Source organism: Kitasatospora sp. NPDC030952 (genome assembly GCF_055571335.1).
On record NZ_JBVIFM010000005.1, the window covers coordinates 219,781 to 244,629 of the forward strand.

At 73.4% G+C, this 24,849-nt stretch carries 19 protein-coding genes and 3 tRNA genes; 8 read left to right on the forward strand and 14 right to left on the reverse strand.

Annotated elements, in window-relative coordinates:
* Positions 1-15: 15 nt before the first annotated feature.
* Positions 16-89 (reverse strand) — tRNA-Ile (locus tag ACZ47G_RS12705).
* Between the two features lie 191 nt (positions 90-280).
* Here ACZ47G_RS12705 and ACZ47G_RS12710 point away from each other — a divergent pair.
* Positions 281-1,132: a trypsin-like serine peptidase gene (locus ACZ47G_RS12710; RefSeq protein WP_465741808.1), complete on the forward strand. Its 852-nt coding sequence runs from the start codon at positions 281-283 to the stop codon at positions 1,130-1,132.
* Positions 1,133-1,274: 142 nt separating this feature from the next.
* Positions 1,275-2,024 (forward strand): trypsin-like serine peptidase, encoded by a 750-nt coding sequence (locus tag ACZ47G_RS12715; protein WP_465741810.1) that lies wholly within the window; start codon positions 1,275-1,277, stop codon positions 2,022-2,024.
* Between the two features lie 118 nt (positions 2,025-2,142).
* On the opposite strand, the gene ACZ47G_RS12720 is transcribed toward ACZ47G_RS12715, so the two are convergent.
* Positions 2,143-2,215, reverse strand: a tRNA-Asn gene (locus tag ACZ47G_RS12720).
* A gap of 62 nt (positions 2,216-2,277) precedes the next feature.
* Positions 2,278-2,350, reverse strand: a tRNA-Asn gene (locus ACZ47G_RS12725).
* 245 nt (positions 2,351-2,595) lie between these two features.
* On the opposite strand from ACZ47G_RS12725, the gene ACZ47G_RS12730 reads away from it, so the two are divergent.
* The 4 genes from ACZ47G_RS12730 to ACZ47G_RS12745 all read left to right on the forward strand — a co-directional run bounded on the left by ACZ47G_RS12730 (position 2,596) and on the right by ACZ47G_RS12745 (position 7,807).
* A complete protein-coding gene (locus ACZ47G_RS12730; RefSeq protein ID WP_350511030.1) occupies positions 2,596-2,889 on the forward strand; it encodes a hypothetical protein in 294 nt (97 codons plus the stop codon).
* A 131-nt stretch (positions 2,890-3,020) separates the two neighbouring features.
* A complete protein-coding gene (locus ACZ47G_RS12735; RefSeq protein ID WP_465741812.1) occupies positions 3,021-4,457 on the forward strand; it encodes an FGGY family carbohydrate kinase in 1,437 nt (478 codons plus the stop codon).
* Between the two features lie 131 nt (positions 4,458-4,588).
* Positions 4,589-5,992: a glutamate decarboxylase gene (locus ACZ47G_RS12740; protein ID WP_465741814.1), complete on the forward strand. Its 1,404-nt coding sequence runs from the start codon at positions 4,589-4,591 to the stop codon at positions 5,990-5,992.
* A 606-nt stretch (positions 5,993-6,598) separates the two neighbouring features.
* A complete protein-coding gene (locus ACZ47G_RS12745; RefSeq protein WP_465741816.1) occupies positions 6,599-7,807 on the forward strand; it encodes a helix-turn-helix domain-containing protein in 1,209 nt (402 codons plus the stop codon).
* A gap of 53 nt (positions 7,808-7,860) precedes the next feature.
* Here the strand turns inward: ACZ47G_RS12745 and ACZ47G_RS12750 are convergent, their stop codons facing one another.
* From ACZ47G_RS12750 to ACZ47G_RS12770, 5 genes are all read right to left on the reverse strand, one after another.
* Positions 7,861-9,027, reverse strand: a complete 1,167-nt coding sequence (locus ACZ47G_RS12750) for an RNA polymerase sigma factor (protein WP_465741818.1) — start codon at positions 9,025-9,027, stop codon at positions 7,861-7,863.
* A gap of 175 nt (positions 9,028-9,202) precedes the next feature.
* On the reverse strand, positions 9,203-11,119 hold the full coding sequence (gene dnaG / locus ACZ47G_RS12755; RefSeq protein WP_465741820.1) for a DNA primase: 1,917 nt from the start codon (positions 11,117-11,119) through the stop codon (positions 9,203-9,205).
* A 56-nt stretch (positions 11,120-11,175) separates the two neighbouring features.
* A complete protein-coding gene (locus tag ACZ47G_RS12760) occupies positions 11,176-12,486 on the reverse strand; it encodes a deoxyguanosinetriphosphate triphosphohydrolase (protein WP_465741822.1) in 1,311 nt (436 codons plus the stop codon).
* 232 nt (positions 12,487-12,718) lie between these two features.
* Positions 12,719-13,744 (reverse strand): SGNH/GDSL hydrolase family protein, encoded by a 1,026-nt coding sequence (locus tag ACZ47G_RS12765; RefSeq protein ID WP_465741824.1) that lies wholly within the window; start codon positions 13,742-13,744, stop codon positions 12,719-12,721.
* A gap of 147 nt (positions 13,745-13,891) precedes the next feature.
* Positions 13,892-14,836 carry a PAC2 family protein gene (locus ACZ47G_RS12770; protein WP_465741826.1) on the reverse strand — a complete coding sequence of 315 codons (945 nt, stop codon included), beginning with the start codon at positions 14,834-14,836 and terminating at the stop codon, positions 13,892-13,894.
* 675 nt (positions 14,837-15,511) lie between these two features.
* Between ACZ47G_RS12770 and ACZ47G_RS12775 the strand changes: the two genes are divergently transcribed.
* Positions 15,512-16,243 (forward strand): GNAT family N-acetyltransferase, encoded by a 732-nt coding sequence (locus tag ACZ47G_RS12775; protein WP_380455406.1) that lies wholly within the window; start codon positions 15,512-15,514, stop codon positions 16,241-16,243.
* Positions 16,244-16,259: 16 nt separating this feature from the next.
* On the opposite strand, the gene ACZ47G_RS12780 is transcribed toward ACZ47G_RS12775, so the two are convergent.
* Complete coding sequence (locus ACZ47G_RS12780; RefSeq protein WP_465741829.1) at positions 16,260-17,501, reverse strand: ADP-ribosylglycohydrolase family protein; 1,242 nt, start codon at positions 17,499-17,501, stop codon at positions 16,260-16,262.
* 109 nt (positions 17,502-17,610) lie between these two features.
* Between ACZ47G_RS12780 and ACZ47G_RS12785 the strand changes: the two genes are divergently transcribed.
* Positions 17,611-18,606 carry a hypothetical protein gene (locus ACZ47G_RS12785; RefSeq protein WP_465741831.1) on the forward strand — a complete coding sequence of 332 codons (996 nt, stop codon included), beginning with the start codon at positions 17,611-17,613 and terminating at the stop codon, positions 18,604-18,606.
* A 13-nt stretch (positions 18,607-18,619) separates the two neighbouring features.
* Here ACZ47G_RS12785 and ACZ47G_RS12790 read toward each other — a convergent pair whose 3' ends face one another.
* The 5 genes from ACZ47G_RS12790 to dusB form a co-directional block, all read right to left on the reverse strand.
* Positions 18,620-18,931 carry a transcriptional regulator gene (locus ACZ47G_RS12790; RefSeq protein ID WP_465741833.1) on the reverse strand — a complete coding sequence of 104 codons (312 nt, stop codon included), beginning with the start codon at positions 18,929-18,931 and terminating at the stop codon, positions 18,620-18,622.
* The gene (locus ACZ47G_RS12795; RefSeq protein ID WP_465741835.1) at positions 18,931-19,404 is read right to left on the reverse strand and encodes a hypothetical protein; all 474 of its coding nucleotides are present in this window, start codon (positions 19,402-19,404) and stop codon (positions 18,931-18,933) included. The genes ACZ47G_RS12790 and ACZ47G_RS12795 overlap by 1 nt, the downstream gene beginning before the upstream one ends.
* A 135-nt stretch (positions 19,405-19,539) precedes the next feature.
* On the reverse strand, positions 19,540-20,067 hold the full coding sequence (locus tag ACZ47G_RS12800) for a ribonuclease (protein ID WP_465741836.1): 528 nt from the start codon (positions 20,065-20,067) through the stop codon (positions 19,540-19,542).
* Positions 20,068-20,288: 221 nt separating this feature from the next.
* Positions 20,289-22,997, reverse strand: a complete 2,709-nt coding sequence (gene ppdK, locus ACZ47G_RS12805; protein WP_465741838.1) for a pyruvate, phosphate dikinase — start codon at positions 22,995-22,997, stop codon at positions 20,289-20,291.
* 563 nt (positions 22,998-23,560) lie between these two features.
* Positions 23,561-24,808 (reverse strand): tRNA dihydrouridine synthase DusB, encoded by a 1,248-nt coding sequence (gene dusB / locus ACZ47G_RS12810; protein ID WP_465741840.1) that lies wholly within the window; start codon positions 24,806-24,808, stop codon positions 23,561-23,563.
* Positions 24,809-24,849: the final 41 nt, after the last annotated feature.

Below are 24,849 nucleotides of genomic sequence, written 5' to 3' on the forward strand. Positions count from 1 at the left end.
CGGGGGTGGGAGAAGTGGGGCGGGTGGGACTCGAACCCACGACCAAGGGATTATGAGTCCCCTGCTCTAACCGGCTGAGCTACCGCCCCGGTTCGCCGCGCGCGCCGGTCGTCGACCCACGGCAGCAGCAGACGGCCCCGCGAGGCCGTCCCGGGCAGCATAGCCGGTCGATCACCCGTGGTGCGCGCCGGGGGCGCAGCCGGGTGCGCGAGGGCGTGCGCCGCCCCGGGCAGCGGAGCCCGGGTGGCGGCGGCGGGCCCCGACAGGGCAGCCTGGGCTGATGACGAAGCGTGGGACGGCAGCGGCGGCGGGGGCACTGGTGCTGGCGCTCGCGGCGGCGGGGTGCACCACCGCGGCACGGCCCGGCAGTGTCGCCCCGACCGTCACCTCCGCACCGCCCACCAACACCACCGCGAACGTCCACGGCTGGAACAAGCAGCGCTTCAAGGGGGCGCTCGGCAGGCACACCGGGGTCACCCGCACCGCCAAGCCCACCGTGTTGAACGGCCTGGTCGGCGCGGTGTTCACGCGCAACGCGGGCGGCGACCACTTCTGCACCGCCAGCGTGGTGGACAGCGCCGGCCTCAATCTGATCGTCACCGCCGCGCACTGCGTCTGGGACCCGAAGATCGGCCAGCGCAGCGACCTGGTCTTCGTCCCCGGCTACCGCAACGGCGACACCCCGAGCGGTGTCTGGCCGCTGCTGGCCGTCACCGTGGACGACGGCTGGAAGGACCACGCCGACCCGGACATGGACGTCGCCTTCGCCGTCGTCCAGGCACAGAACGGGCAGCAGGTCCAACAGGTGCTCGGCGCCAACGAACTGGGCGTCAACCGCGGCTACCGGGTCCCGGTGCGGGTCACCGGCTACCCGGGCAGCAGCGACGTGCCGATCACCTGCTCCAACACCACCTCCGAGCAGAGCGCCACCCAACTGCGGATCGACTGCCCCGACTACACCGGCGGCACCAGCGGAAGCCCCTGGGTCACCGACTTCGACCCGGCCACCCGCACCGGCACCGTGGTCGGCGTGATCGGCGGCTACCAGGAGGGCGGGAACAGCCCGGACACCTCGTACAGCAGTTACTTCGGCGACCGGGTGCAGGCGCTCTACGACCGGGCCACCGGCTGAGCGGGCCGGGAGCGGGCCGGGAGCGGGCCCGGAATCGAACACCCGGCATTGGCGCCGCCGGGCACGGCCTGGTAGATCTTCCTCTCGAACGGCGGAACGCACGGCCCGGATGCCCGCCCCGAGGAAACGAGACGGAGCCCCGATGGCCCCCGGCCCGGTACCGCCCGCGCGCACGGCCGGAGCGACCGCACTGGCCGCCCTGCTGCTGGCCGCCGGCACCGCGTGCGGCGCTGGGCCGGACAAGCCGCCGAGCGCCGAGATCGCCCAGCAGAGCGCGGCCCGCGACCGGATCGGCACCCTGTCCATCCACAACGCCCAGGGGCCCCGCTCCTGCACCGCGAGCGTGGTGCGCAGCCCCGGGCGCAACCTGCTGGTCACCGCCGCGCACTGCGTGCAGAACCAGCGGGTCGGGCTGCTGGACGGCCTGGTGTTCACCCCCGGCTACCGCAACGGGTACTCCCCGTACGGGACTTGGCAGGTGGAGTCGATCACCGTCGACCCGCGCTGGGCCGCCGACGACGACCCGGACTACGACGTGGCCTTCGTCACCCTCCACCCGGCCGACGGCCGGCAGGTCGAGGACGCGGTCGGCGGCAACCCGCTCGGCACCGGCAAGGGCGTCGGGCTGGCGGTCTCGGTGACCGGCTACCCCAACCAGAGCGACGAACCGATCACCTGCTCGGTCCGGACCAGTGCGCAGAGCGCCACCCAGGAGCGCTTCGACTGCGGCGGCTACACCGACGGCACCAGCGGCAGCCCGTGGGTGACCGGCGACGGCACGGTGGTCGGCGTGATCGGCGGCTACCAGGAGGGCGGGGACACCCCGGGCACCTCGTACAGCGTCGCCTTCGACCAGCGGGTCGCCGACCTCTACCGGCGGGCGACCACCTGACCGCGGCCCCGCCCGGGGAGCGGAGTGACGCACCCGACACCGGCGCGGGCAACACGAAGGCCCCCCGGTCGTCCGAGGGGCCTTCGCTCTGAGCAGTCACCGGGCGGACCCGGCGCAGCTCCCCCAATTGGACTCGAACCAATAACCTGCCGATTAACAGTCGGCTGCTCTGCCAATTGAGCTATGGGGGATCGCTGTGCTGAACTTCCTTACCTGACACGGGAGTCGGGCTCCTGGGAGCACTCCTTCCGAGCTCCCCCAATTGGACTCGAACCAATAACCTGCCGATTAACAGTCGGCTGCTCTGCCAATTGAGCTATGGGGGATCGGCTTCCGCTTCGGCTCCCGTTCCCCGGGCTCCTCGGCGCTCGCTGCGGGACATACATTAGCGCACTCGGGGGGGTGGTCCGCCAATCGCTTTCCCCCGGCCGCCCCGGACCGCCGGTCCGGCGTGCCCCGCGCGCGCCCCCGGCGGCGCCCGGGGATGCTGGGGAGCGCGGGACGGTTCACCGTCCCGCGCAACGGGTAGGGCAATGCGGCAGAAGGCCGCCAGGAGAGGGTGGGTCCGATCATGTGGAAGCTGTCGTTGGCCGTGGGATTCGCGGCCGGCTACGTCCTCGGCTCGCGGGCCGGGCGCCAGCGCTACGAACAGATCGCCAAGGTCACCCGGCAGATCGCCCAGAACCCCACCGTGCAGGGGGCGACGGACCGGGCGCGGCAGCAGGCCGGCGCGGTGGCCGGGAAGGCGGCCGGCGCCGTCGCGGACCGGGTCGGCGACCGGCTGCCGAACGCGGTCACCGACCGGGTGCCGTACTTCAGCCGCTCCCGCGCGGAGGACGACGGCTGGGGCACCGTCCGGCCGTGACCGGACGGTAGCGTCCGGGGCCCGTCCGCGGGCGGGCCCCGGGCAAAGGGGATCCCAACGCGCGGTCCCGAACCGGCAACGTCTCACCCGGCCCGGACGCGTCCCGGGCCGGGCTGAGGCATGATCTCGACATGGCCATCGTCGCGGGGATAGACAGCTCGACCAACCGCACCCGGATCGTCGCGTGCGACGCGGACACCGGCGCCGTCCTCCGCTCCGGCAAGGCTCCGCATCCCGTCCCCGAGGACCAGGACCTGCGCCCCGGCGAGGCCGACCCGCAGGTCTGGCTGCACTCGCTCGGCGACGCCGCGGCCGGCGGCCTGCTGGAGAGCGTCCGGGCGATCGGCGTCAGCGCGCAGCAGCACGGCATGATCGGCCTGGACGCCGGCGGGGTACTGGTCCGGCCCGCGATCCTGTGGCACGACCCGCGCGCCGGCGGCGCCGCCGCCAAGCTGCTGGACGCCCTCGGCGGCCCGGCCGCCTGGACCGCCGCGATCGGCGCGGTGCCCGGCCCGACGTACACCATCGCCAAGCTGCGCTGGCTGGCCGAGTTCGAACCGGCCAACGCCCGCCGGGTCGCCGAGGTGCTGCTGCCGCACGACTGGCTGGTCTGGCAGCTGCTCGGCCACCCCAAGCGCCGCACCACCGACCGCGGCGACGCCTCCGGCACCGGCTACTGGTCCCCGATCACCGGCGAGTACCGGCAGGATCTGGTCGAGCTGGCGCTCGGCCACGAACTGCGGCTGCCGGACGTGCTCGGCCCCGCCGAACCCGCCGGGCACACCCCCGAGGGCCTGCTGATCTCGGCCGGCACCGGCGACAACATGGCCGCCGCCCTGGGCCTGGGCCTCGGCCCGGGCGACGCGGTGGTCTCGCTCGGCAGCGCCGGGACGATCTTCGCCGTCCACGACGAGGCCGTGGTGGACGCCACCGGGCTGGTCTCCTCCTTCGCCGACGCCGGCGGCCGACACCTGCCGATGGTCGCCACCCTCAACGCCGCCCAGGTGCTGCGCGCCACCGCCGCCATGCTGGGCCGGGACCTGGAAGGACTGAGCGACCTCGCCCAGCACTCCTCCCCCGGCGCCTACGGCCTGGTGCTGCTCCCCTACCTGGACGGCGAGCGCACCCCCGCGCTGCCGCACGCCGCCGGCACCCTGACCGGCCTGCGGGCCGAGGCGATGACCCCGCAGCACCTGGCCCGGGCCGCCGTCGAGGGCATGCTGTGCAACATCGCCGACGCGCTGGACGTGCTGCGCGCCCAGGGCGTGGCGATCAAGCGGGTGTTCCTGCTCGGCGCGGCCGGCCGACTGCCCGTGGTGCGGCACGTCGCCCCGATGCTGTTCGGCGTCCCGGTCGTGGTGCCGCCGCCGGGCGCGCACGCCGCCCGCGGCGCCGCCCGGCAGGCCGCCTGGGCGCTGGCGGGCACCCCCGAGCCGCCGGAGTGGGCGCTGCCGGACGCCGAGACCATCGCGCCCGAGGACGAGCAGGACCTGGCGATCGGCTCGGCGGTGCGCCAGCAGTACCGGGCCGCCCGGGACCAGATCCACCCGGAGGCCGCCTCGTCGTAGGCGGCGTGGGGCCCCTCCGCGGGGGCGGGAACGGGATTGGCCGGAGTACGCCGACGAAGATGCGTCGCGCCGCCCCCGATGGCAGCGTGGGTCGGGACACGGCCACCGAGGCGAAAGGGCGGCAGGATCCCATGGCCCTGCACAAAGGGACCGGCGGCGACCGCCGGCTGAGCGTCAGTCCGTTCGTCGGCATCACCGATCCGCTGGGCGCGATGGAGCTGGCCCCTCCGGTGCACCGGCTCGGCGAGGGCCCGGTGGCGGCCGACACCGCGTACCAGCTGGTCCACGACGAGCTGATGCTGGACGGCAGCGCCAAGCTCAACCTGGCGACCTTCGTCACCACCTCGATGGAGGTGCAGGCCACCCGGCTGATGACCGAGTGCCTGGACAAGAACATGATCGACAAGGACGAGTACCCGCAGACCGCCGAGCTGGAGCGGCGCTGCGTGGCCATCCTCGCCGACCTCTGGCACGCCCCCGACCCGGACACCGCGGTCGGCTGCTCCACCACCGGCTCCAGCGAGGCCTGCATGCTGGCCGGCATGGCGCTCAAGCGCCGCTGGATGCGCCGCAACCCCGAGCGCTACGCGTCCGGGGCCCGGCCCAACCTGGTGATGGGCATCAACGTCCAGGTGTGCTGGGAGAAGTTCTGCAACTTCTGGGAGATCGAGGCCCGCACCGCGCCGATGGAGGGCGAGCGCTTCCACCTCGGCCCCGAGCAGGCGGTCGCCCTGTGCGACGAGAACACCATCGGCGTGGTCGGCATCCTCGGCTCGACCTTCGACGGGTCGTACGAGCCGATCGCGGAGATCTGCGCGGCCCTGGACGAACTCCAGCAGCGCACCGGCCTGGACGTCCCGGTACACGTCGACGCCGCCTCCGGCGGCATGGTGGCGCCGTTCCTCGACCCGGAGCTGGTCTGGGACTTCCGGCTCCCCCGGGTGCAGTCGATCAACACCTCCGGCCACAAGTACGGCCTGGTCTACCCGGGCGTCGGCTGGGCGCTGTGGCGGGACAAGGAGGCGCTGCCCGAGGAACTGGTCTTCCGGGTCAACTACCTGGGCGGCGAGATGCCGACCTTCGCGCTCAACTTCTCCCGGCCCGGCGCGCAGGTCGCGGCCCAGTACTACGTCTTCCTGCGGCTCGGCCGGGAGGGCTTCCGGGCCGTCCAGGGGGCCTGTCGGGAGGTCGCCACCTACCTGGCCGGGGAGATCGGGAAACTGGGCTGCTTCCGGCTGCTGACCCCCGGAGACCAAGTCCCGGTGTTCGCCTTCACCACCACCGAGGACGTGAACTTCGACGTGTTCGACGTCTCGCGGCGGCTGCGCGAGCGCGGCTGGCAGGTGCCCGCGTACAGCTTCCCGGCGAACCGGGAGGACCTGTCGGTGCTCCGGATCGTCTGCCGCAACGGCTTCTCCCGGGACCTCGCCGACCTGCTGCTGGCCGACCTCAACCGGCTGCTGCCGGAGCTGCGGCGCCAGCCCGCCCCGCTCCGGGAACTGGGGATGCCGGTCCGCGAGGGCTTCCACCACTAGGGCGTGTCTGACAATTCGCGTCGGATCAGCGCGCGGCGTCGGGGTGCGTGCATCGCAAGGCGGAGGAGGGAGTCCATGCGGAGCATCGGCGACTGACGACAACGCGGCGAGGCGCGTGCCCCGGCGTCGCGCGCCCGGCGGGAATTGTCAGACACGCCCCAGGGGGCGTGTTTCGGCCCGGCCGCCACGCGGGCGCCGCGGGCCGGAAACGCCGCAGCGGGAGGGCACTGGGAAGCGCCCTCCCGCCGGGTGGTCCCGGGTCGGTCGGGGCAGCCTCCCCCCGCGAGGCTGCCCCGACCGGTGGGGGTCCGGGACTCCGTGTCGAGCCTGACCCGGCCGACCGGCCGGTGCCCGAACGAAGCGGCCGGGGCGGTGGAAAACGCACCGGCGAGGAGAACTCTGCACGACGAACACATGACTGTTCGAGGGTTCCGAGGTGTTGTGAGACACTTCCGTCCGTCTCAACGCCATGACCTGGAGTTTGGGACACCAGGCCGCTGAGGTTGGAGAAGAGGAGACGCCGGAGGACCGGGCGCGCGCCTCTCGCACCGTCCACCGTTGTCCCGTCCTGGGACTGTCCCGTCCTGCGACTCATGGAGGGCCGCATTGGCTTCCGCCTGGAAGGACCTGCCCGAGGAACTGTCCGAGCCCGCCCGGCTGCTGGCCGAGGAGCTCCGGACGATCAAGGACGCGGCCGGGCTCTCGCTGTCCGAGCTGGCCACCCGGACCCACTACAGCCGGGCCTCCTGGGAGCGCTGGCTGAACGGCAAGCGGGTGGTGACCGCGCAGGCGCTGGAGGCGCTGATCGGGGCGGTGGACTGCGACCCGGCCGCGCTGCGCCGACTGTGGCGGCGGGCGATGGAGCCCGCTGCCGGGGAGGCCGTGGCCGAGGAAACCGCTGAGGAGGCTGCTGAGGAGCCTGCCCAGGCCCCGGCTCAGGCCCCTGTTCACGCCCCCGTTCAGGCCTCTGCCCCGGCCCCTGCCCCGGAGCTCTCCGACGGCCGGCCGGTGGCCGAGGAGCCGGACCAGCCGGACCAGCTGGTGGCCGGGCCGGCGAGCGAGCTGCCCGCGGACCAGGAGCCGGCGCCGACCGCCGGGCAGCCCGCCGCCGAACCCGCCGCCTGGTGGCGGCGCCCGGCGGCGCTGGTCTCCGGCGCGGCCGTGCTGGCGTTGCTGCTGGTGCTGGTCGGCCTGCGGGTCAGCCGGCACGACGACCAGGCCTCGGCCGCCGACGGGCCGGCTCCGACCGCCTCGTCCACCGTCAAGTCCGCCCCGTCGGCCCCGTCCGACCCGTCCGACCCCGCCTGCCGGGCCCTCGGCTGCGCCCACAAGGACCCCAAGACCACCGGCTGCGGCAAGGACGCCCGCACCCTGCGGACCCAGGTGGTCGGCAAGGTCGTCGTCTACCTCCGGTACAGCCGGACCTGCCAGGCCGCCTGGGCGGCGATCACCGAGGGCGAGCCCAAGGACTACGCGGTGATCACCGACAGCACCGGGGACAGCGAGACCGCGATGATCCACTGGGGCTACGACAACTACTCGCAGATGCTGAACGCGGCGGACCCGTCGATCGGCTTCCAGGTCTGCGGCTTCCAGCCCGCCGGGAACGACTGCACCACGACCGTCACCGCCCTGGCCTCGGTGGTGGACTCCACCCCGATCCCGATCGGACCCGCCTCGCCGCCTCCGGGCACCGGGGCCGCGGCGGCGACGCCGACACCGACGCCGACGCCGACGCCGGGCGACTCGGCCCCGGCCGGCCCGGCGCAGCCACCGGCGACCGGCCAGACGTCGCCGAGCCCATCCGCGCCCTGAGGTCAGAGGTCTGAGGCCGGACATCTGAGAGCTGAGGCCTGAGGCCTGACCGGCTAGTCGAGGTAGCCGCGCAGTTGGTCGGCGTAGGCGTGGTCGCGGAGCTTGACCAGGGTCTTGGACTCGATCTGGCGGATCCGCTCCCGGGTCACGCCGAACACCGCACCGATCTCCTCCAGCGTGCGCGGACGCCCGTCGTCCAGCCCGTAGCGGAGCTGGACGACCTGGCGCTCCCGCTCGCCGAGGGTCGCCAGCACCGCGTCCAGGTGCTGTCGCAGCAGCAGGAAGGCCGCGGACTCGGCGGGTGAGGCCGCGTCGGCGTCCTCGATCAGGTCGCCGAGCGCGACGTCGTCCTCCTCCCCGACCGGGGTGTGCAGCGAGATCGGCTCCTGGGCCAGCCGGAGGAGTTCGCGCACCCGCACCTCGGTGAGCTCCAGGGCGGTGGCGATGTCGGCCGCGGTCGGCTCCACTCCGCGCTGCTGGAGCAGGGTGCGCTGCACCCGGACCACCCGGTTGATCAGCTCCACCACATGCACCGGCACCCGGATCGTGCGGGCCTGGTCGGCCAGGGCCCGGCTCATCGCCTGCCGGATCCACCAGGTCGCGTAGGTGGAGAACTTGAAGCCCTTGGCGTAGTCGAACTTCTCGACGGCGCGGATCAGGCCGACGTTGCCCTCCTGGACGAGGTCCAGCAGGGTCAGTCCGCGACCGACGTAGCGCTTGGCGACGGACACCACCAGGCGCAGGTTGGCCTCGATCAGGCGGCGCTTGGCGATCCGGCCGGCGACCACCAGGGAGTCCAGCTCGCGGGCCAGCGGGTCCGGCGGCGGGGGGTCGCCGTCCAGCCGCTCCTCGGCGAACAGGCCGACCTCGATCCGGCGGGCCAGTTCGACCTCCTCGGCCGCGGTGAGGAGCCGGATCCGGCCGATTTCGCGCAGGTACTGGCGCAGCAGATCGGGGGCGGGGGCGGCACCCTCGGCGCGCTCGGGCGGCTCGTCCTCGGGATCCGGCTCGGCCTGCGCCTCCGGGTCCGGGCCGTCCGGGTCCTGGTCCGGGCTGTCGGGGTGGCCCTCCGGCAGTTCCCGGGCGGGCATCAGCTCGCCGGCCGGGGGCGCGGCCCCGGCCCGGCCGTGGTCCGTCTCCTGCTCCCCGTCCGGTGTCCGGGCGGGCTGGGCTCGTCTGGTGGCGGTGGTCGCTGCGGCAAGGCCTCGGTCCACGGGCATCCCTCGGGGCGGGCGCGACTCTGGCGGACCCGCGCTGTACGGAGGTAGGGCGCCCTCCAGTGTGGGGTACGCCACGCTCCGTGGCCGAGACTCGTGCGCCGACTTTCTGCACGGAACTCGCCGGGCTTCCCGGCAGGCTCCTCGCCGGGCTCCTCGCCCGCCTCCCGTGCGGGGCTCACAGAGCCGCGGCGCCCCGGCTCTTGAGCTGGTCGCCGTACTGCTGGAGCTGCCACAGCTCGGTCTGCACCGCGTGCAGCTGCTCGGTGTCCGCCCGGTGGCCCAGCCGCTGGAGGTAGCCGCGGACCTCGGCGATCCGGCGGTCGACGGCCAGCAGGCGCAGCTTGACCAGGAACTCGCCCGCGTAGATCGCGTCGGCCTTGCGCAGCGAGCGCACCGGTTCGACGGTCAGCTCGGTCACCAGCGAACGCACCTGGTCGTCCGGGGACGCCTCGCGCACCGCGCTGGTGAAGTCGGGCACCGTCGCCCCGAACACGGCGCCGCCGGCCTTGGCGATGGCCTGCCGGACGGCGGCGTACGGCGGGGTCGGGAACTCGTCCTCGCCGTAGTGGTCGAAGGCCGGGCTGACCAGGTCCGGGTGCTGGAGCGCCAGCTTGAGCAGCTCGCGCTCGACGAACTGGGCCGGGTCGCGCGGGTTGAGCCGGAAGGCCGGCTGGGCGGGGCGCGGCGCCGCGACCGGCTGCTCGGTGCGCCGCTGCTGGCCGTTGGCGCGGGGGTTCTGCTGCCGCTCCCGCTCCCAGCGGGCCAGCTGGGAGATCCGGCGGACCACGAACTGCTCGTCGCCGGGGTTCACCCCGACCATGCCGGCCAGGCGGATCGCGTAGCCGTGCCGGATCGACGGGTCCTTGATCTTGGCGACGATCAGGGCCGCCTCCTCCAACGCGGCGGCCTGCCCCTCGGGCGTCTCTACCCGGTGCTTGGCCACCGCCGTGTGCAGCGCGAACTCGAACAGCGGGACGGGGTTGTCGATCAGTTGCCGGACCGCGTCGTCGCCCTGGGCCAGGCGCAGCTCGCAGGGGTCCATGCCGCCGGGGCTGACCGCGATGGAGGTCTTGGCGGCGAACTTCTGGTCGTCCTCGAAGGCCCGCAGCGCGGCCTTCTGGCCGGCCGCGTCGCCGTCGAAGGTGAAGACCGTCTCGCCGCGGTACTGCGAGGTGTCCATCAGCAGCCGGCGGATGATCTTGATGTGGTCCTCGGCGAAGGCGGTGCCGCAGGTCGCCACCGCCGAGGTGACCCCGGCCAGGTGGCAGGCCATCACGTCGGTGTAGCCCTCGACCACCACCGCCCGGCCCGACTTGGCGATCTCCTTCTTCGCCAGGTCGATGCCGTACAGCACGTGGGACTTCTTGTAGATCGGCGTCTCGGGGGTGTTCAGGTACTTCGGGCCGTTGTCGTCCTCGCGCAGCCGGCGGGCGCCGAAGCCGATCACCTCGCCCGCGATGTCCCGGATCGGCCACACCAGCCGGCCCCGGAAGCGGTCGATCAGCCCGCCGCGCTGGCCCTGCGAGGCCAGACCGCCCTGGAGGATCTCCTTGTCGGTGAAGCCCTTGCCGCGCAGGTAGCGGACCAGGTGCTCCCACCCCGCGGGGGCGTAGCCGACGCCGAAGGTCCTGGCCGCCTCCTCGTCGAAGCCGCGCTCGGCCAGGAAGCGGCGGCCGATCTCCGCCTCCGGCGAGGCCAGCTGCTCCTGGTACCAGGCGGCGGCCACCTTGTGCGCCTCGACCAGCCGGGTGCGCTCGCCCTGCTGGTGGCGGGGGCTGTAGCCGCCCTCCTCGTAGCGCAGGGTGATGCCGGCCTGGGCGGCCATCCGCTCGACGGCCTCGGCGAAGGTGAAGTGCTCGATCTTCATCAGGAAGGCGATGGTGTCGCCGTTCTCCTGGCAGCCGAAGCAGTGGAAGACGCCCTTGGCGGGGTTGACGTAGAAGGAGGCGGACTTCTCGTCGTGGAAGGGGCAGACGCCCTTGTACTCGCCGCCGCCACCGTTGGTCAGCTGTACGTAGTCGCCGACCACCGCGTCGATCGGCAGTGCGCTGCGCACCGCCTGTACGTCTTCGTCCCTGATCCGCCCGGCCACCCCGGAAGTCTACTGGGGCGGCCGGGGTTTCGAGCCGGGGTTCCCTGCCGCGGGCGTCACGTCCAGGAGGCGCCGACGAGTTTGGCGTGCAGGGCCAGGGCCGAGGCGTCCGTGAGGGTGGCGATCTGGTCGATGACGGTGCGCAGGGCCGCGCGGTCGTCCTCGGCCTCGTGGTACATCGCGGCGAAGACCGGGTCCAGCCCCTCGGGGGCCCGCTGGTTCAGTACGTACGCCAGCTCGGCGATCACGATCCGCTGCCGGGTCCGCAGCTGGGCCTGCTCGTCGCGCATCATCACGTAGAGGACGGCGACCGCCTTGAGCACCGCGACCTCCAGCCGGACGTCCCGCGGCACCACCAGCTCGGCGGTGTAGCGGGTGAGCCGGCCGGGCCCGTAGCGGGCCCGGGTGGCCTGCTCGGCGGCCAGGCAGAAGCGGCCGATCAGCTGGCTGGTGAAGTCCTTGAGCCCGGCCCGGGCGCGCGCGGTGCCGTCGTAGCCCCGCGGCCAGAAGTCCTGGGCGAGCAGCCGGTCCAGTGCGGCGGCGAGCTCCTCCGGCTCGGCGTCCCGGGCGTAGCGCTCGGCGACCTTGAACAGGTCGGCGCGCTCGCCGGGGGCGCGCAGGGCGGCCGGGTCGATGTGGCCGGCCTGGAGGCCGTCCTCGACGTCGTGGGTGGAGTAGGCGACGTCGTCGGACCAGTCCATGACGGTGGCCTCGAAGCACTTGCGCCCGGCCGGGGAGCCGGCCCGCAGCCAGCGGAAGACCGGCAGGTCGTCGGCGTAGACGCCGTACTTGGGCGAGGCCGGGTCGGTGGGGTGGGCGCCCTTGGTCCACGGGTACTTGGTGGCGGCGTCCAGGGCGGCCCGGGTCAGGTTGAGGCCGACGCTGCGGCCGGGCCAGGGGGCGAGCCGGGCGGCGGGCTGGTCCTCCGGGGGCGCGAAGCGCTTGGGTTCGAGCCGGGTGAGGATGCGCAGCGACTGGGCGTTGCCCTCGAAGCCGCCGCAGTCCTCGGCGGCCTGGTCGAGCGCCTCCTCGCCGGTGTGGCCGAAGGGCGGGTGGCCGATGTCGTGGGCCAGGCAGCCGGCCTCCACGAGGTCCGGGTCGCAGCCGAGGGCGGCGCCGAGCTCCCGCCCGACCTGGGCGCATTCGAGCGAGTGGGTGAGCCGGGTGCGCGGGAAGTCGCTGCGCATGGGGGCGACCACCTGGGTGGTGCCGGCCAGGCGGCGCAGCGCCGCGGAGTGCAGCACCCGGGCGCGGTCGCGCTGGAAGGCGGTGCGGCCGGGGCGCTTGTCCGGTTCGGGGACCCAGCGGGCCTCGGCGGCGTGGTCGTACGGGATCGGGGCGGCGAGGCGGTGCGTGGTGTCGTCCATATGCCCCTCACGGTACGCCGGGCCTCCGACACGCGGGGTGTGCCGCGCACGAAGTGGTGTGGACCGGGGCGTGAACCGTGGGAGGCGCGCCGGTGTCGGGCCCGACGATTCGACCGGACCCGAACGGTCCAGTCCCCGGAGGGCCCGTGAAGGAGCCCGGGAGCCCACGAAGGTAACCCGTGGGCCCGCGGAGGTGCCCGTGCCCGTGCGTCCGGGAGGCCGCGGCGGCGGGTCAGCCCCGGACGGCCTTCAGCACGGCGGCGGCCACCCCCTCCTCCCCCTTCGCGTTGGGGTGGATCGGGGTGAGCCCGTGGGCCGGGAACGGCGGCTCGATCCAGCGGGCGTCCTCCCCCGCGCACATGTCGTGCCCGGCCGAGGGCCCGGCGGTGTCCACGAACACGGCCCCGGCGGCCTCCGCGCGCTGCTTGAGCATCCCGTTGAGTTGCTGCTCCTTCTCGGCGAGGAAGCGCAGGTCCGCCGTCGCGATCGTGGTGCCCAGCACCGGCACGCAGCCGGCCGGGTCGGCCGGGAGCAGCGACGGGTAGCCGATCACGTACACCCGGGCCTGCGGGGAGCGGCGGCCGATCTCCCGCAGGGTCTCGGCGACCTTCTCGCCGGCCGCGTCCACCTTGGCCCGCACCTCGTCGGTACCGCCGGAGGCGTAGCGGTCCCGGCAGGGCGCGGCCGAGCCGTCCTCGCCGACCAGGTCCTTCACCGCGTCCGCCAGGGTGTCCTTGGCGCACTGGGTGACGACCTGCATGAAGCCGGCGTCGTTGCCGCCGATGCCCAGGGTGACCAGCCGGGTGGCCGGGGTCAGGGCGTCCAGCTGGGCCGGGTTGGCGCCGTCGTCGGTCTTCTGCGGGGCCTTCAGGTCGCCGGTACGGGCGCCGCTGCAGCTGACATCCCGGAACCGCTCGGGCTCCAGGGCGAGCGCCTTCGCCAGCAGGGAGGGGTAGTTGACCCCGGAGCGGGCGCACCCACCCGGCTCGCCGACCTGCGGGGCGATCCGGGGCCCGGCGGTGTACGAGTCGCCGAGCGCCACGTACGGGCCGCTCGGCGGCGGGGTCGGGGTCGGCGTCGGGGTCAGGGTCGGGCTCGCGGCGGCCGGGGCGCGGCCGGGCACCGCGCCCGCGAAGCCGCGGTCCGCGGCGGCCGGGCCGTCCGAACCGCCCCCGCCGCCGCATCCGGTCAGTCCCGCCAACAGCAAGGCGGCGAGCCCGGCCGTCGCAACGGCCGTCGGGCGTGTGGTCCTCGGCATGGCATCCCCCCGGGGGTGCGGATCACGGGCAGCTCCGTACGCGGCGGCCCGTCCCCCGGGCACCGCAGACTGCAACGTACGGGCGGCGCCGATGACTCCCGGCGCGAACCACTCCATCCGCTCCGTGCCGCGCTACTCCACGCCGTGCTACTCCGCGTCGCGCTCGTGCTCGGCCAGGAACTGCTCGAAGCGCCGCCCCAGCTCGTCCGCCGACGGCAGGTCGACCGGCTCGGCCAGCAGGCTCTCCCGGCCGTCGGCGCCCGCCACCGCGTCGTACTGGCCCTCCATGCCGCGGATCGCCGAGCGCAACTCGCCGTCCCCCTGGGCCAACTGCTCCTCGATGTCGGCGTACACCTCGCCCATCCGCTCGCGCAGTTTGGTGCCGGGCAGCACCAGGCCGGTGGCCGACTGCACGGCCTCCAGGATCAGCACGGCGGCCGCCGGGTAGGCCGAACGGGCCACGTAGTGCGGGACGTGCACCGCGAAGCCCAGCACGTCGTGCCCGGCCTCGGCCAGCCGGTACTCCAGCAGTGCCTGGGCGCTGCCCGGGACCTGCGCCTGCTCGAACCACTGCGGGTAGCCCGGCGCGAGGTCCAGCCGGTTGCCGTGCGGCGTCAAACCGACCGGGCGGGTGTGCGGCACGCCCATCGGGATGCCGTGGAAGTCCAGGCTGAGCCGGACCTCGAAGCGCTCGACCAGCTCGCGGACGGCGCGCGCGAACCGCTCCCACTCCACGTCCGGCTCCGGGCCGGTGAGCAGCAGGAACGGGGCGCCGGCCGCGTCCCGGACCAGCTGGAGCAGGATCTCCGGCGGGTCGTAGGACGACCAGTGGTCGTGGTCGAAGACCATCGCGGGGCGGCGGGCCCGGTAGTCGACCAGGCGGTCGTGGTCGAAGCGGGCCACCACCTGGGGCGAGCCCGTCTCCAGCAGGTGGGCCACCACCTGGCCGCCGGCCTCGCCGGCGTCCATGAAGCCCTCGAAGTGCTGGAGCAGCACCAGGCCGGCGCCGGTGTCACGCAGCTCCGCGTTGGCCGCGGCCACCGCGGCCACGCCCCGCTCATCCAGCTCGTACAGCGCCTGGAAGTCTCGCACCGCGCACCCAACCCCGTTCTCTGCTCGTCCCGACCCGACCGGCCTCTCGTCCTCTCCAGCGTGCCGGGCCGCGCCGGAATTCCCGTTCCGGCCGACCGCCCGTCCGGCGACCCGCCCGGGGACGCGGCCGGAGACCGTCGTCGACCGCTCCGGACCATGATCGCATCCGAGGGGAAAAGCCCTGGTCACGGGTGTTCAACAGGCTGCTCCGGGGCGTGCGGTGGCGGTCCGCGCCGCCATTCGCGTGCCGCGAAGTGACGCACCGCGTTCTGGCGGGTATCGTCCTCTCGCTGCCTCGCATCGTCGCGTCGTCGTCACGTCGTCCGTAACGCCGTCGATCACGACCCGGATCGCTGCTCGGGCAGACACCCACGACGCATCTTGCCTTCACCTGGCCGCCTGCTTCCCTTCGCGCTCTCGTTTCCTCTTCGGCCATTTCGCGGACGCACACTGTCCGCTCGCCCTTCCCGCCGGACCGGTCCGAGGATCCGTGTCCGTTCCGGCACACCTCGCCGCCCGTTCCGGGCCGCCGCTCCCGCCCCACCCGACCGGAATCCTCCGGCGCGCACGGGTACCCGGAAGCGGAAACCGGGCCGGGGCGACCCCAGTCCACCGCAGCGCGTGCCGCACCCCGGCGCGGACTGCGCCCTACGACCGATGAAGGACCAAGGTTCCGTGCCAGCACCTGTCTTCCTCACCGGCCGCACCGTTCGGTTGGAGCCCCTCGCCGCCCACCACGCCGAGGCCATCGCCGCGGCCGGCGCCGAGGACCGAACGACCTACGCCTTCACCCCCGTCCCGCACGGCCTGGAAGCGGCCCGCGACTACATCGCGCGCGCCCTCGCGGACCAGGCTGCGGGCCGGTCGGTGCCGTTCGCGACGGTGAACGTCGCCGACGGCCGGGTGGTCGGCTCCACCCGATTCCTGGAACTCGACTACTGGCAGGGCCCCATGGTGTGGCCGCCGGTGCCCGGCGTGCCGTTCGGCGATCCGGCGACGGCCGTCCCGGACGCCGCCGAGATCGGCAACACCTGGCTCTCCCCGCGCGCCCAGGGCACCGGCATCAACACCGAGGCCAAGCTGCTGATGCTCCGGCACGCCTTCGAGACCTGGGGCGTGCAGCGGATCTCGCTGCGCGCGGACGCCCGCAACCTGCGCTCGCGGGCCGCGATCGAGCGGCTCGGCGCGACCTCCGAGGGCGTCCGCCGGGCGCACTCGCGCGGGCTGGACGGGGTGGTGCGCTCGACCGCGTTCTACTCGATCCTGGACTCCGAATGGCCGGCGGTCCGGGACATCATCGAGCTGCGGATCGCCGCCGCCACCTCGCCGAGCGCCCCTGATCCGGCGATCAACCAGGAGTGCCTTAGACCGGGCGGCGGCAGCGGGCAGCTGATGATCACGGCCTGAGGGGTCACGGCTGTTCTCAGTCCCCGGCGACCTCGCGAAGAAGGCCTTCGGGGACGGTGCGGTCGCCGTTGTAGCGCCCGGGGAACGCCTCGACCAGCGCGGACACGGGCCGCCAGCCACCGCCCTTGACCGGGGCGACCCGCACCCGCCAGATCTCGAAGCCGGTCCAGCTGCGGTGCAGGTGCAGCACGCCCTCGGCGGTGTAGAACGTCCACCGCCCGTCGATGTCGCCGGGGATCCGCCCGGACCGGACCCGTCGCCACTGCTCCTCGGTCCAGACCAGGTCCGGCACCGGGCAGGGGCGGGGCAGCCGCAGCGGCTTCAGGTACGAGTCGTCGGTGGGCCCGGGCCGGACGCTGCCCGGCCCGGGGAACGCCCAGCCGGGCAGCGGTTCCCGGGCGGCCAGCCAGGCCGCCGGGATGCCCTCGGTGCCGGTGCGGGCGGCCACCACTCCCCCGGTGATCGCGGCCACGGTGTCCATGTCGCCACCGGCCGCGACCGCCTCCCACACGGCGGCCCGGTAGTCGGTGAGGTTCCGGGCGGCGCACCACAGGGCGTACGGGACGGTGTCGGCGGCGGAGGTGCGGCTGCCGTTGCCGAGCAGCCGGGCGACGGCCTGCGGATCCGGTTCGGCGAGCAGCCGGACCGCTTCGGCGAGCGCGTCGTGCACCACTCCGTACGGGGTGAGCTCGACCACCGCCGCCAGGAAGGCCTCCGGCGTCATCGGCTCGGTGCGCGCGCGCACCGCGTAGGCGGCGGCCACCGCGACCGCGATCGCACCGTCGACGGCCTGCGGGTGGGTGTGGGTGATCACGGCGGTGTCCGCGGCGGGCCGGACCACGGCGGCCGGATCCTCCGCGTACGCCGCCCCCAGCGGGGCGACCCGCATCGCGGCGCCGTTGCCGTACGAGCCCTGGCCGTCGAAGAGTTCGGCGGCCAGCACCCTGGCGTCGCCGCCCTCGCGGACCAGCCGGAGCAGCCGGTTGGCGGCCGGGCCGTAGCCGCGGTCGAAGTCGTGGCGGACGGCGAAGGCGTGGGTGAGGTCGAAGGTGTCGATGGTGCCGCGCTCGCGCTGGGCGGCGTACACCGAGCAGGCCATCTCGGTGTCATCGGTCCACGGCCAGGGGCCGGGCGGTTCGGTGCGGGAGGCGTGGTGGGCCCGGGCGGTTTCCGGGACGAAGTACTGGGCACCGAGGGCGTCGCCGACGGAGAGGCCGTTGAGCGCGTCGAGCGCGGGGCCGTGGGGTTCGGTCATCATGGGGGACCAAGCTCAGCCGCTCGACCGCCGTTTCGTCAACACCGTTGCGCGGAAGCCCCTGACGAGGGACGTTTCGCATACCTCCGATCCGGGCGGGCAGCACCCGGGTATGACCCGCGCACACCCGCTCGACCCCGTCGCCCTGCTCGGCGCCGACCAGCAGCACATCGCCACCCGCGCGCAGCTGCGCCGGCTCGGCGTGCCCTCCGGCACGATCGCCCACCGACTACGGCCGGGCGGGCCCTGGCAGCAGGTGCTGCCGCGGGTGATCTGCCTGCAGAACGGACGATTGACGATCCATCAGAAACTACGGGCGGCGCTGGCGTACGCGAGTCCGAAGGGGCAGGTGCCACAGCCCGGGGAGGTGCTGCTGACCGGGCTCGCGGTGCTGGCGGACGCCGGGCTGCCGAGCGCCGGACACCCGGCCGACCTGGCCGAGGTCGATGTCCTGATCCCACATCAGCGACGCATCAGGGAAAGGGAGTTCGTGCGGATCCACCGGGCCTCCGGGGCGATGCCGGGCGGCTTCGAGCGGGACGACGGGCTGTGGAGCGCCACCGTCGCGCGGGCGCTGGCGGACGTCGCGTCGCGGGAGACCGGGCAGCGCCGGTTCCGGGCGCTGTGCGCCGAGGCCGTCCAGCGGCGGCACTGCGAACTCGGCGAACTGCTCGACCAGTTGCTCGCCAGGCCGGGGGCGCTGGCACTGCCGCGGGTGGCCCTGGTGGTGGAGGACCTGACCGCCGGGGTGCGGTCGGTGGTGGAGGGCGAGGCCCGCGAGGTGCTCGCCCACGCGGGCCTGCCGGAACCGCTCTGGAACCCGGTGCTGTTCCTGGACGGCCGCTTCCTCGCGGTGCCGGACGCCTACTGGCCGCACGCCTGCGTCGCCCTGGAGATCGACTCCCGCGCCTACCACCTGCGGCCGGCCGACCACGAACGCGGCCTGGCCCGCGCCAACCGCCTCACCGCCGCCGGCCTCCCGGTGGTCCGCACCACCCCCGTCCAGCTGCGCCGCGACCCCGCCCCGGTCCTGCACGAGCTCACCGCCCTGGTCACCACCGGCCCGCACGGCCCGCACAGCCGGGTCAGTTGGCGCCGGGCCCGGTGAACCCACCCGCGTTTCAGGCGTGTTGGGCGCCGGCGGCCTCGGCGGCGGCCACCAGGCGCTGGAGTTCGGCGAGGTGGGCGGCGAGGGCGGCGCGGCCCTCGCGGGTGGCGGCGAGCCAGGTACGGGGACGCTTGCCGACATAGCCCTTCTTGACCACCAGGTAGCCGGCCTCCTCCAGGGCGGTGGCGGCCTTGCTGAGCACGGAGTCGGAGACCTCGCAGTGGTCCCGGACCGCGGCGAACTCGGCCTCGTGGCAGGCGCCGAGGAAGGCGAGCACGGTGAGCCGGGTGGCGTGCTGGAGCAGCGGGTCGAGCGCGCCGGGCATCAGCCGGCCTCGTACGAGCGCCGGACCCGGCGGTTGAGCCAGTGGATGCCCACCCAGAAGGTCAGGCCCGCCGCGACCCCGGCGACCCCGGCGATCCAGCGCGGGCCGCCGCCGGCCTGCCAGGCGAGCAGCATCCCGGCCGCCGACACGGCGCAGACCGCGAGGACCGCCAGCGCGACCGGGCCGCGGATGCCGTCCGGCACTCCCCGGCGGACGATCCCGTCGCTGCGCACGGCGACCCGGGCGAGGCCACCGGTCAGGGCGGCGAAGCCACCGGCGAAGGCGCCGATCAGGGCGTACTGCCCGGTGGCGACGGCCTGGCCGATCCCGAGGCCGTACGCGGTGAAGGCGAAGGCGAAGGCCGGCCCGTACCAGCGGGGCACCTCGCCCGGCCGCCGGGCGGCCGCGTCGGCTCCGGCGGCCAGGCGCAGCGCCTCGGCGGCGGGCAGCGGGGTGGGAACGGAATTACTCATGACAGCCCCCTCGTCGGTGATGGTGGCTCCAGGATGGCACTTACTTTCCAGATTGGAAAGTATTTTCTGGAGCGCAGACGAAGCGGCCCCCGGTCCGTGCGGCGGAGGCGGGGGCCGGAGGAGTTCGGTCCGGGGTCAGCAGCGCGGGTCGATCTCCTGGAAGGTCCCGTAGTGGTCCGGGGACCAGTACTGCTCGCCGGAGCCGCCGGTGACGACCCGGCGGGTGCCGCGGTCGTTGGAGCCCGGGGTGACCACGGTGAACTCGTGGTAGTAGCCGTTGCCCTTCTTCGGCAGCCGGCTCTCGCGGTTCTCGAAGACGATGCCGTCCCGGTTGTACGGGTAGGGGCCGCCCTTGGCGATCAGGCCGAGGGTGTCCTGGGCCTGGCTGGGGAGCTTGGTGCGGCAGACGTCGGCCAGGGCCGGGTCGGCGGGCACCCAGCCGCCGCTCGGGGCGGAGGCGCCGCCGGCCGGCGGGGACGGCTTGGGGGCCGAGGGCTTGGGGGCCGAGGGCTTGGGGGCCGAGGTGCCCGCGGTGGCGGTGGCGCTCGCGGCGGCCTTGGGGTGGCTGCCGCCGCCCTTGCCGGCGAGCAGGTACCCGACCCCGGCGAGCACGGCCAGGATCAGGACGGCCACCACGACGAGCGGGCTCTTGCTTCTGGTCATGCCGTCCAGCTTGGCAGCCGGCGGCGTCCGGCCCGGCCAGTCACACACATGACGGACGCCACAGATACGTACGGCCGGGCGGGAACGGACGCCGTTGTCCGTTCCCGCCCGGCCGTGTCACGTACGCCGGTTCTCCTGCGCCGAGCTCCGGTGTACGCCCTCCCGACGGGAGGGTGGAGCGGTCAGTCGTACCCGCGCGTGAGTAGGGGATGCCTACCCTCTCAGCGCGAGTCGCTGCCCGCCGTCTCGATGGCGGCGCGGCCTGCCTCCAGGCGCGCCACCGGGATCCGGAAGGGGGAGCAGGAGACGTAGTCCAGCCCCACCTCGTGGAAGAAGTGGACCGACTCCGGGTCGCCGCCGTGCTCGCCGCAGACGCCGAGCTTGAGGTCGGGGCGGGTGGCCCGGCCGGCCTCGACGGCGTGCTTGACGAGCGAGCCGACGCCGTCGCGGTCGATGGTCTCGAACGGGGAGACCCCGAAGATGCCCTTCTCCAGGTAGGCGGTGAAGAACGAGGCCTCCACGTCGTCCCGGGAGAAGCCCCAGACCGTCTGGGTCAGGTCGTTGGTGCCGAAGGAGAAGAACTCGGCGGCCTCGGCGATCTGACCGGCGGTCACCGCGGCGCGCGGCAGCTCGATCATGGTGCCGAGCTTGATGTCCAGCGTGACGCCGGTGGACTGGGCGACCTCGGCGAGCACCCGCTCGCACTCGTCGCGGACCAGCTCCAGCTCCTGGACGGTGCCGACCAGCGGGATCATCACCTCGGGGCGCGGGTCCCCGCCGGCCAGCTTGCGCTCGGCGGCGGCCTCGGCGATGGCCCGGACCTGCATGCCGAACAGGCCGGGGATGACCAGGCCGAGGCGCACCCCGCGCAGGCCCAGCATCGGGTTCTGCTCGTGCAGCTTGTGCACCGCCTGGAGCAGGCGCAGGTCGTTCTCGTTCGGGTCCTTGCGGGCCTCGGCGAGGGCGACGCGCACCGACAGCTCGGTGATGTCGGGCAGGAACTCGTGCAGCGGCGGGTCGAGCAGGCGGACGGTGACGGGCAGTCCGTCCATCGCCTGGAAGAGCTCCAGGAAGTCGCCCTTCTGCAGCGGCAGCAGGGTGGAGAGGGCGAGCTCGCGGTCCTTGTCGTTGTCCGCGAGGATCAGGTGCTCAACCTCCTTGCGGCGCTCCTCACCGAGGAACATGTGCTCGGTGCGGCACAGGCCGATGCCCTGGGCGCCGTAGCGGCGGGCGCGCGAGCCGTCCTCGGCGTTGTCGGCGTTGGCGCGCACGGCGAGCCGGCGGCGGCCGTCGGCGTGCGACATCAGCCGGTGGACGGCCTGGACCAGCCCGCCCTGGACGTCGGCGCCGGCGTGCAGGGTGCCCTCGAAGTACTCGACCACGGGGGACGGCAGGACCGGTACCTCGCCGAGGTAGACCTTGCCGCTGGCGCCGTCGATGGAGACGACGTCGCCCTCGTGGACCACCAGGCCGTCGGCGGTGGTGAACTTGCGGGACTTGGTGTCGACCTCCAGCTCCTCGGCGCCGCAGACACAGGTCTTGCCCATGCCGCGGGCGACGACGGCGGCGTGCGAGGTCTTGCCGCCGCGCGAGGTGAGGATGCCCTCGGCGGCGATCATGCCGTCCAGGTCGTCCGGGTTGGTCTCCCGGCGGACCAGGATGACCTTCTCGCCGGAGCGGGACCACTTGACTGCGGTGTAGGAGTCGAAGACGACCTTGCCGATCGCGGCGCCGGGCGAGGCGGCCAGGCCCCAGCCGATCTGCTTGGACTCGGGGGTCGGGGCGAAGCGCGGGAACATCAGCTGGGCCAGCTGGCCGCCGGTGACCCGCATCAGGGCCTCGTCCAGGTCGATCAGGCCCTGGTCGACCAGCTGGACGGCGATCCGGAAGGCGGCCGCGGCGGTGCGCTTGCCGACCCGGGTCTGCAGCATCCAGAGCTTGCCGCGCTCGATGGTGAACTCGATGTCGCAGAGGTCGCGGTAGTGGTTCTCCAGCGTCTGCATGATCGCCATCAGCTCGTCGTACGACTTCTTGTCGAGCTTCTCCAGCTCGGACAGCTGCAGCGTGTTGCGGATGCCGGCGACGACGTCCTCGCCCTGGGCGTTGGACAGGTAGTCGCCGTAGACGCCCTGGGCGCCGGTGGAGGGGTCGCGGGTGAAGGCGACGCCGGTGCCGGAGTCCTCGCCGAGGTTGCCGAAGACCATGGTGCAGACGTTGACCGCGGTGCCGAGGTCGTTCGGGATGCGCTCCTGGCGGCGGTACAGCCGGGCGCGGTCGCCGTTCCAGGAGTGGAAGACGGCGTGGACGGCGAGGTCCATCTGCTCGCGCGGGTCCTGCGGGAAGGCCCGGCCGGTCTCGCGCTCGACGATGCCCTTGAACACCTCGACGAGGTCCCGGAGGTCGGAAGCGTCCAGGTCCAGGTCGTTGACGGTGCCCTTGGCGTGCTTGGCCTCGTCCAGGGCCTCCTCGAACAGCTCGCCGTCGACGCCCAGCACGGTCTTGCCGAACATCTGGACCAGGCGGCGGTAGGAGTCCCAGGCGAAGCGCTCGTTGCCGGACTGGGCGACGAGGCCGACCACCGAGGCGTCGGAGAGGCCGATGTTCAGGACGGTGTCCATCATGCCGGGCATGGAGAACTTGGCACCGGAGCGGACGGAGACCAGGAGCGGGTTGTCGGCCTGGCCGAGCTTCTTGCCCATCTCCTGCTCGAGCGCGTCCAGGTGGGCGCTGATCTCCTCGTGCAGCGAGGAGGGCTCGCTACCGGTCTCCAGGAAGACCTTGCAGGCCTCGGTGGTGATGGTGAACCCCGGAGGGACGGGGAGCCCCAGGTTGGTCATCTCGGCCAGGTTCGCGCCCTTGCCGCCGAGAAGGTCCTTGAGGTCCTTGTTTCCTTCGGTGAAGGAGTAAACAAACTTCTGCTGGGACGGCACGGGTCGGTCTCCTCGTACGCGGTTGCCCTGACGCCGGAGAACATACCCATTTCGAAGGCACTTCTCTGCCCTGAATAGGCCACACGAGGCCGGTACCGAGGGGTAACCCGCTAGATCGAATGCGCATAAAGGCGTTCACCTCTGTTGGTGAAATCGTCCCCCTGACGCTAGCCCGCGTTCAAGACTTGAAGGCGGGGAAACGGAAGATCGCTCGATTCGGACGCTGGGTAGCGGCCGCGGGTCGGTCGCGTTGCCCCGGCTTGATTTCCTGCAGCCGGATCGGCCGATCGGCGTCGAACCGGCTTCGGGAAGCGATTCACGGTCGACCTGTCCATTTCGTCCACTGACCGGGCGTCAGTCGCCACCGCGTGTGGCAAGCGTCACCAGTCCGTCTCGCGGCTCGAACGTAGAACGCCTGCGCCAATCGTCGCACTCCGTCCAGGAACGTGCTCGTTCCGTGATGGCCGGCCGCCGAAAAGGAGCCCTCTTGGCCAGAATGGACAAGAGGGCTGGGACCGGGTGGCCAGCCTCCCGGAGGGGCCGACTTCGCCGGATCGGCTAGATCATCCGCCGGAGGTGTCCGATTCGGCATCCTCGCCCGGCCGGGCGCAGTCGTACGGATCGTCCAACCAGCCCTCCGGCAGGACCACCCGGCCGTTGCCGCTGGTGCGGCCGCGCGGGCCGTCCGCGCCGATCGGCCAGGTCTGGGTCTGCTCCACCTGGGCGAGGGTTCCGGCCAGTTCGGCCAGCGAGGAGGAGTTGGCGAGCCGCACCCGCAGCTCGGAGCCGACCGAGAAGCCCTTGGTGTACCAGGCGACGTGCTTGCGGAAGTCGATCACGCCGCGCGTCTCGTCCCCCAGCCACTCGCCGAGCAGCTGGGCGTGGCGCACCATCGCCCGGGCCACGTAGCCGAAGTCCGGACGGGCGTAGTCGACGTCGCCCTCGAAGATCGACACGAGGTCCCGGAACAGCCACGGCCGGCCCAGGCAGCCGCGGCCCACCACCACGCCGTCGCAGCCGGTCTCGCGCATCATCCGCAGCGCGTCGTCGGCCGACCAGATGTCCCCGTTGCCCAGCACCGGCACGTGCGCCGGGACGGCCTCGCGCAGCCGGGCGATCGCCGACCAGTCGGCCGTCCCGCCGTAGTGCTGGGCGGCGGTGCGCCCGTGCAGGGCGATCGCGGCCACGCCCTCCTCGGCGCCGATCCGGCCGGCGTCCAGGAAGGTGAGGTGGTCGTCGTCGATGCCCTTGCGCATCTTCATGGTCACCGGGAGGTCTCCGGCGTTGGCCACGGCCTCGCGCAGGATCTCCCGCAGCAGGTTGCGCTTGTACGGCAGCGCCGAGCCGCCGCCCTTGCGGGTCACCTTGGGGACGGGGCAGCCGAAGTTGAGGTCGATGTGGTCGGCCAGGCCCTCGTCCGAGATCATCCGGGCCGCCTTGCCGACGGTCACCGGGTCCACCCCGTACAGCTGGATCGAGCGCGGCTTCTCGCTCGGGTCGAACTTGATCAGCTGCATGGTCTTGGCATTGCGCTCGACCAGCGCCCGGGTGGTGATCATCTCCGAGACGTACAGGCCCTTGCCACCGCTCTGCTCGCGGCACAGGGTGCGGAACGGGGCGTTGGTGATCCCGGCCATCGGCGCCAGCACGACGGGCGGCCAGACCCGGATCGGGCCGATGTCCAGCGGCGCGAACTCGGTCGCGGTCCCGGTCTCGGACACGGTCGCCGTCTCCGGCGCGGTCGCGGTCGCCGTCTCCGGCGCGGTCGCGGTCGCCGTCTCGGGCGCGGTGGGTGCGGGCGTGGCTGTCATGCGCGGCTGACCTCGGATAGGGGGACGGGACTCTCCATTGT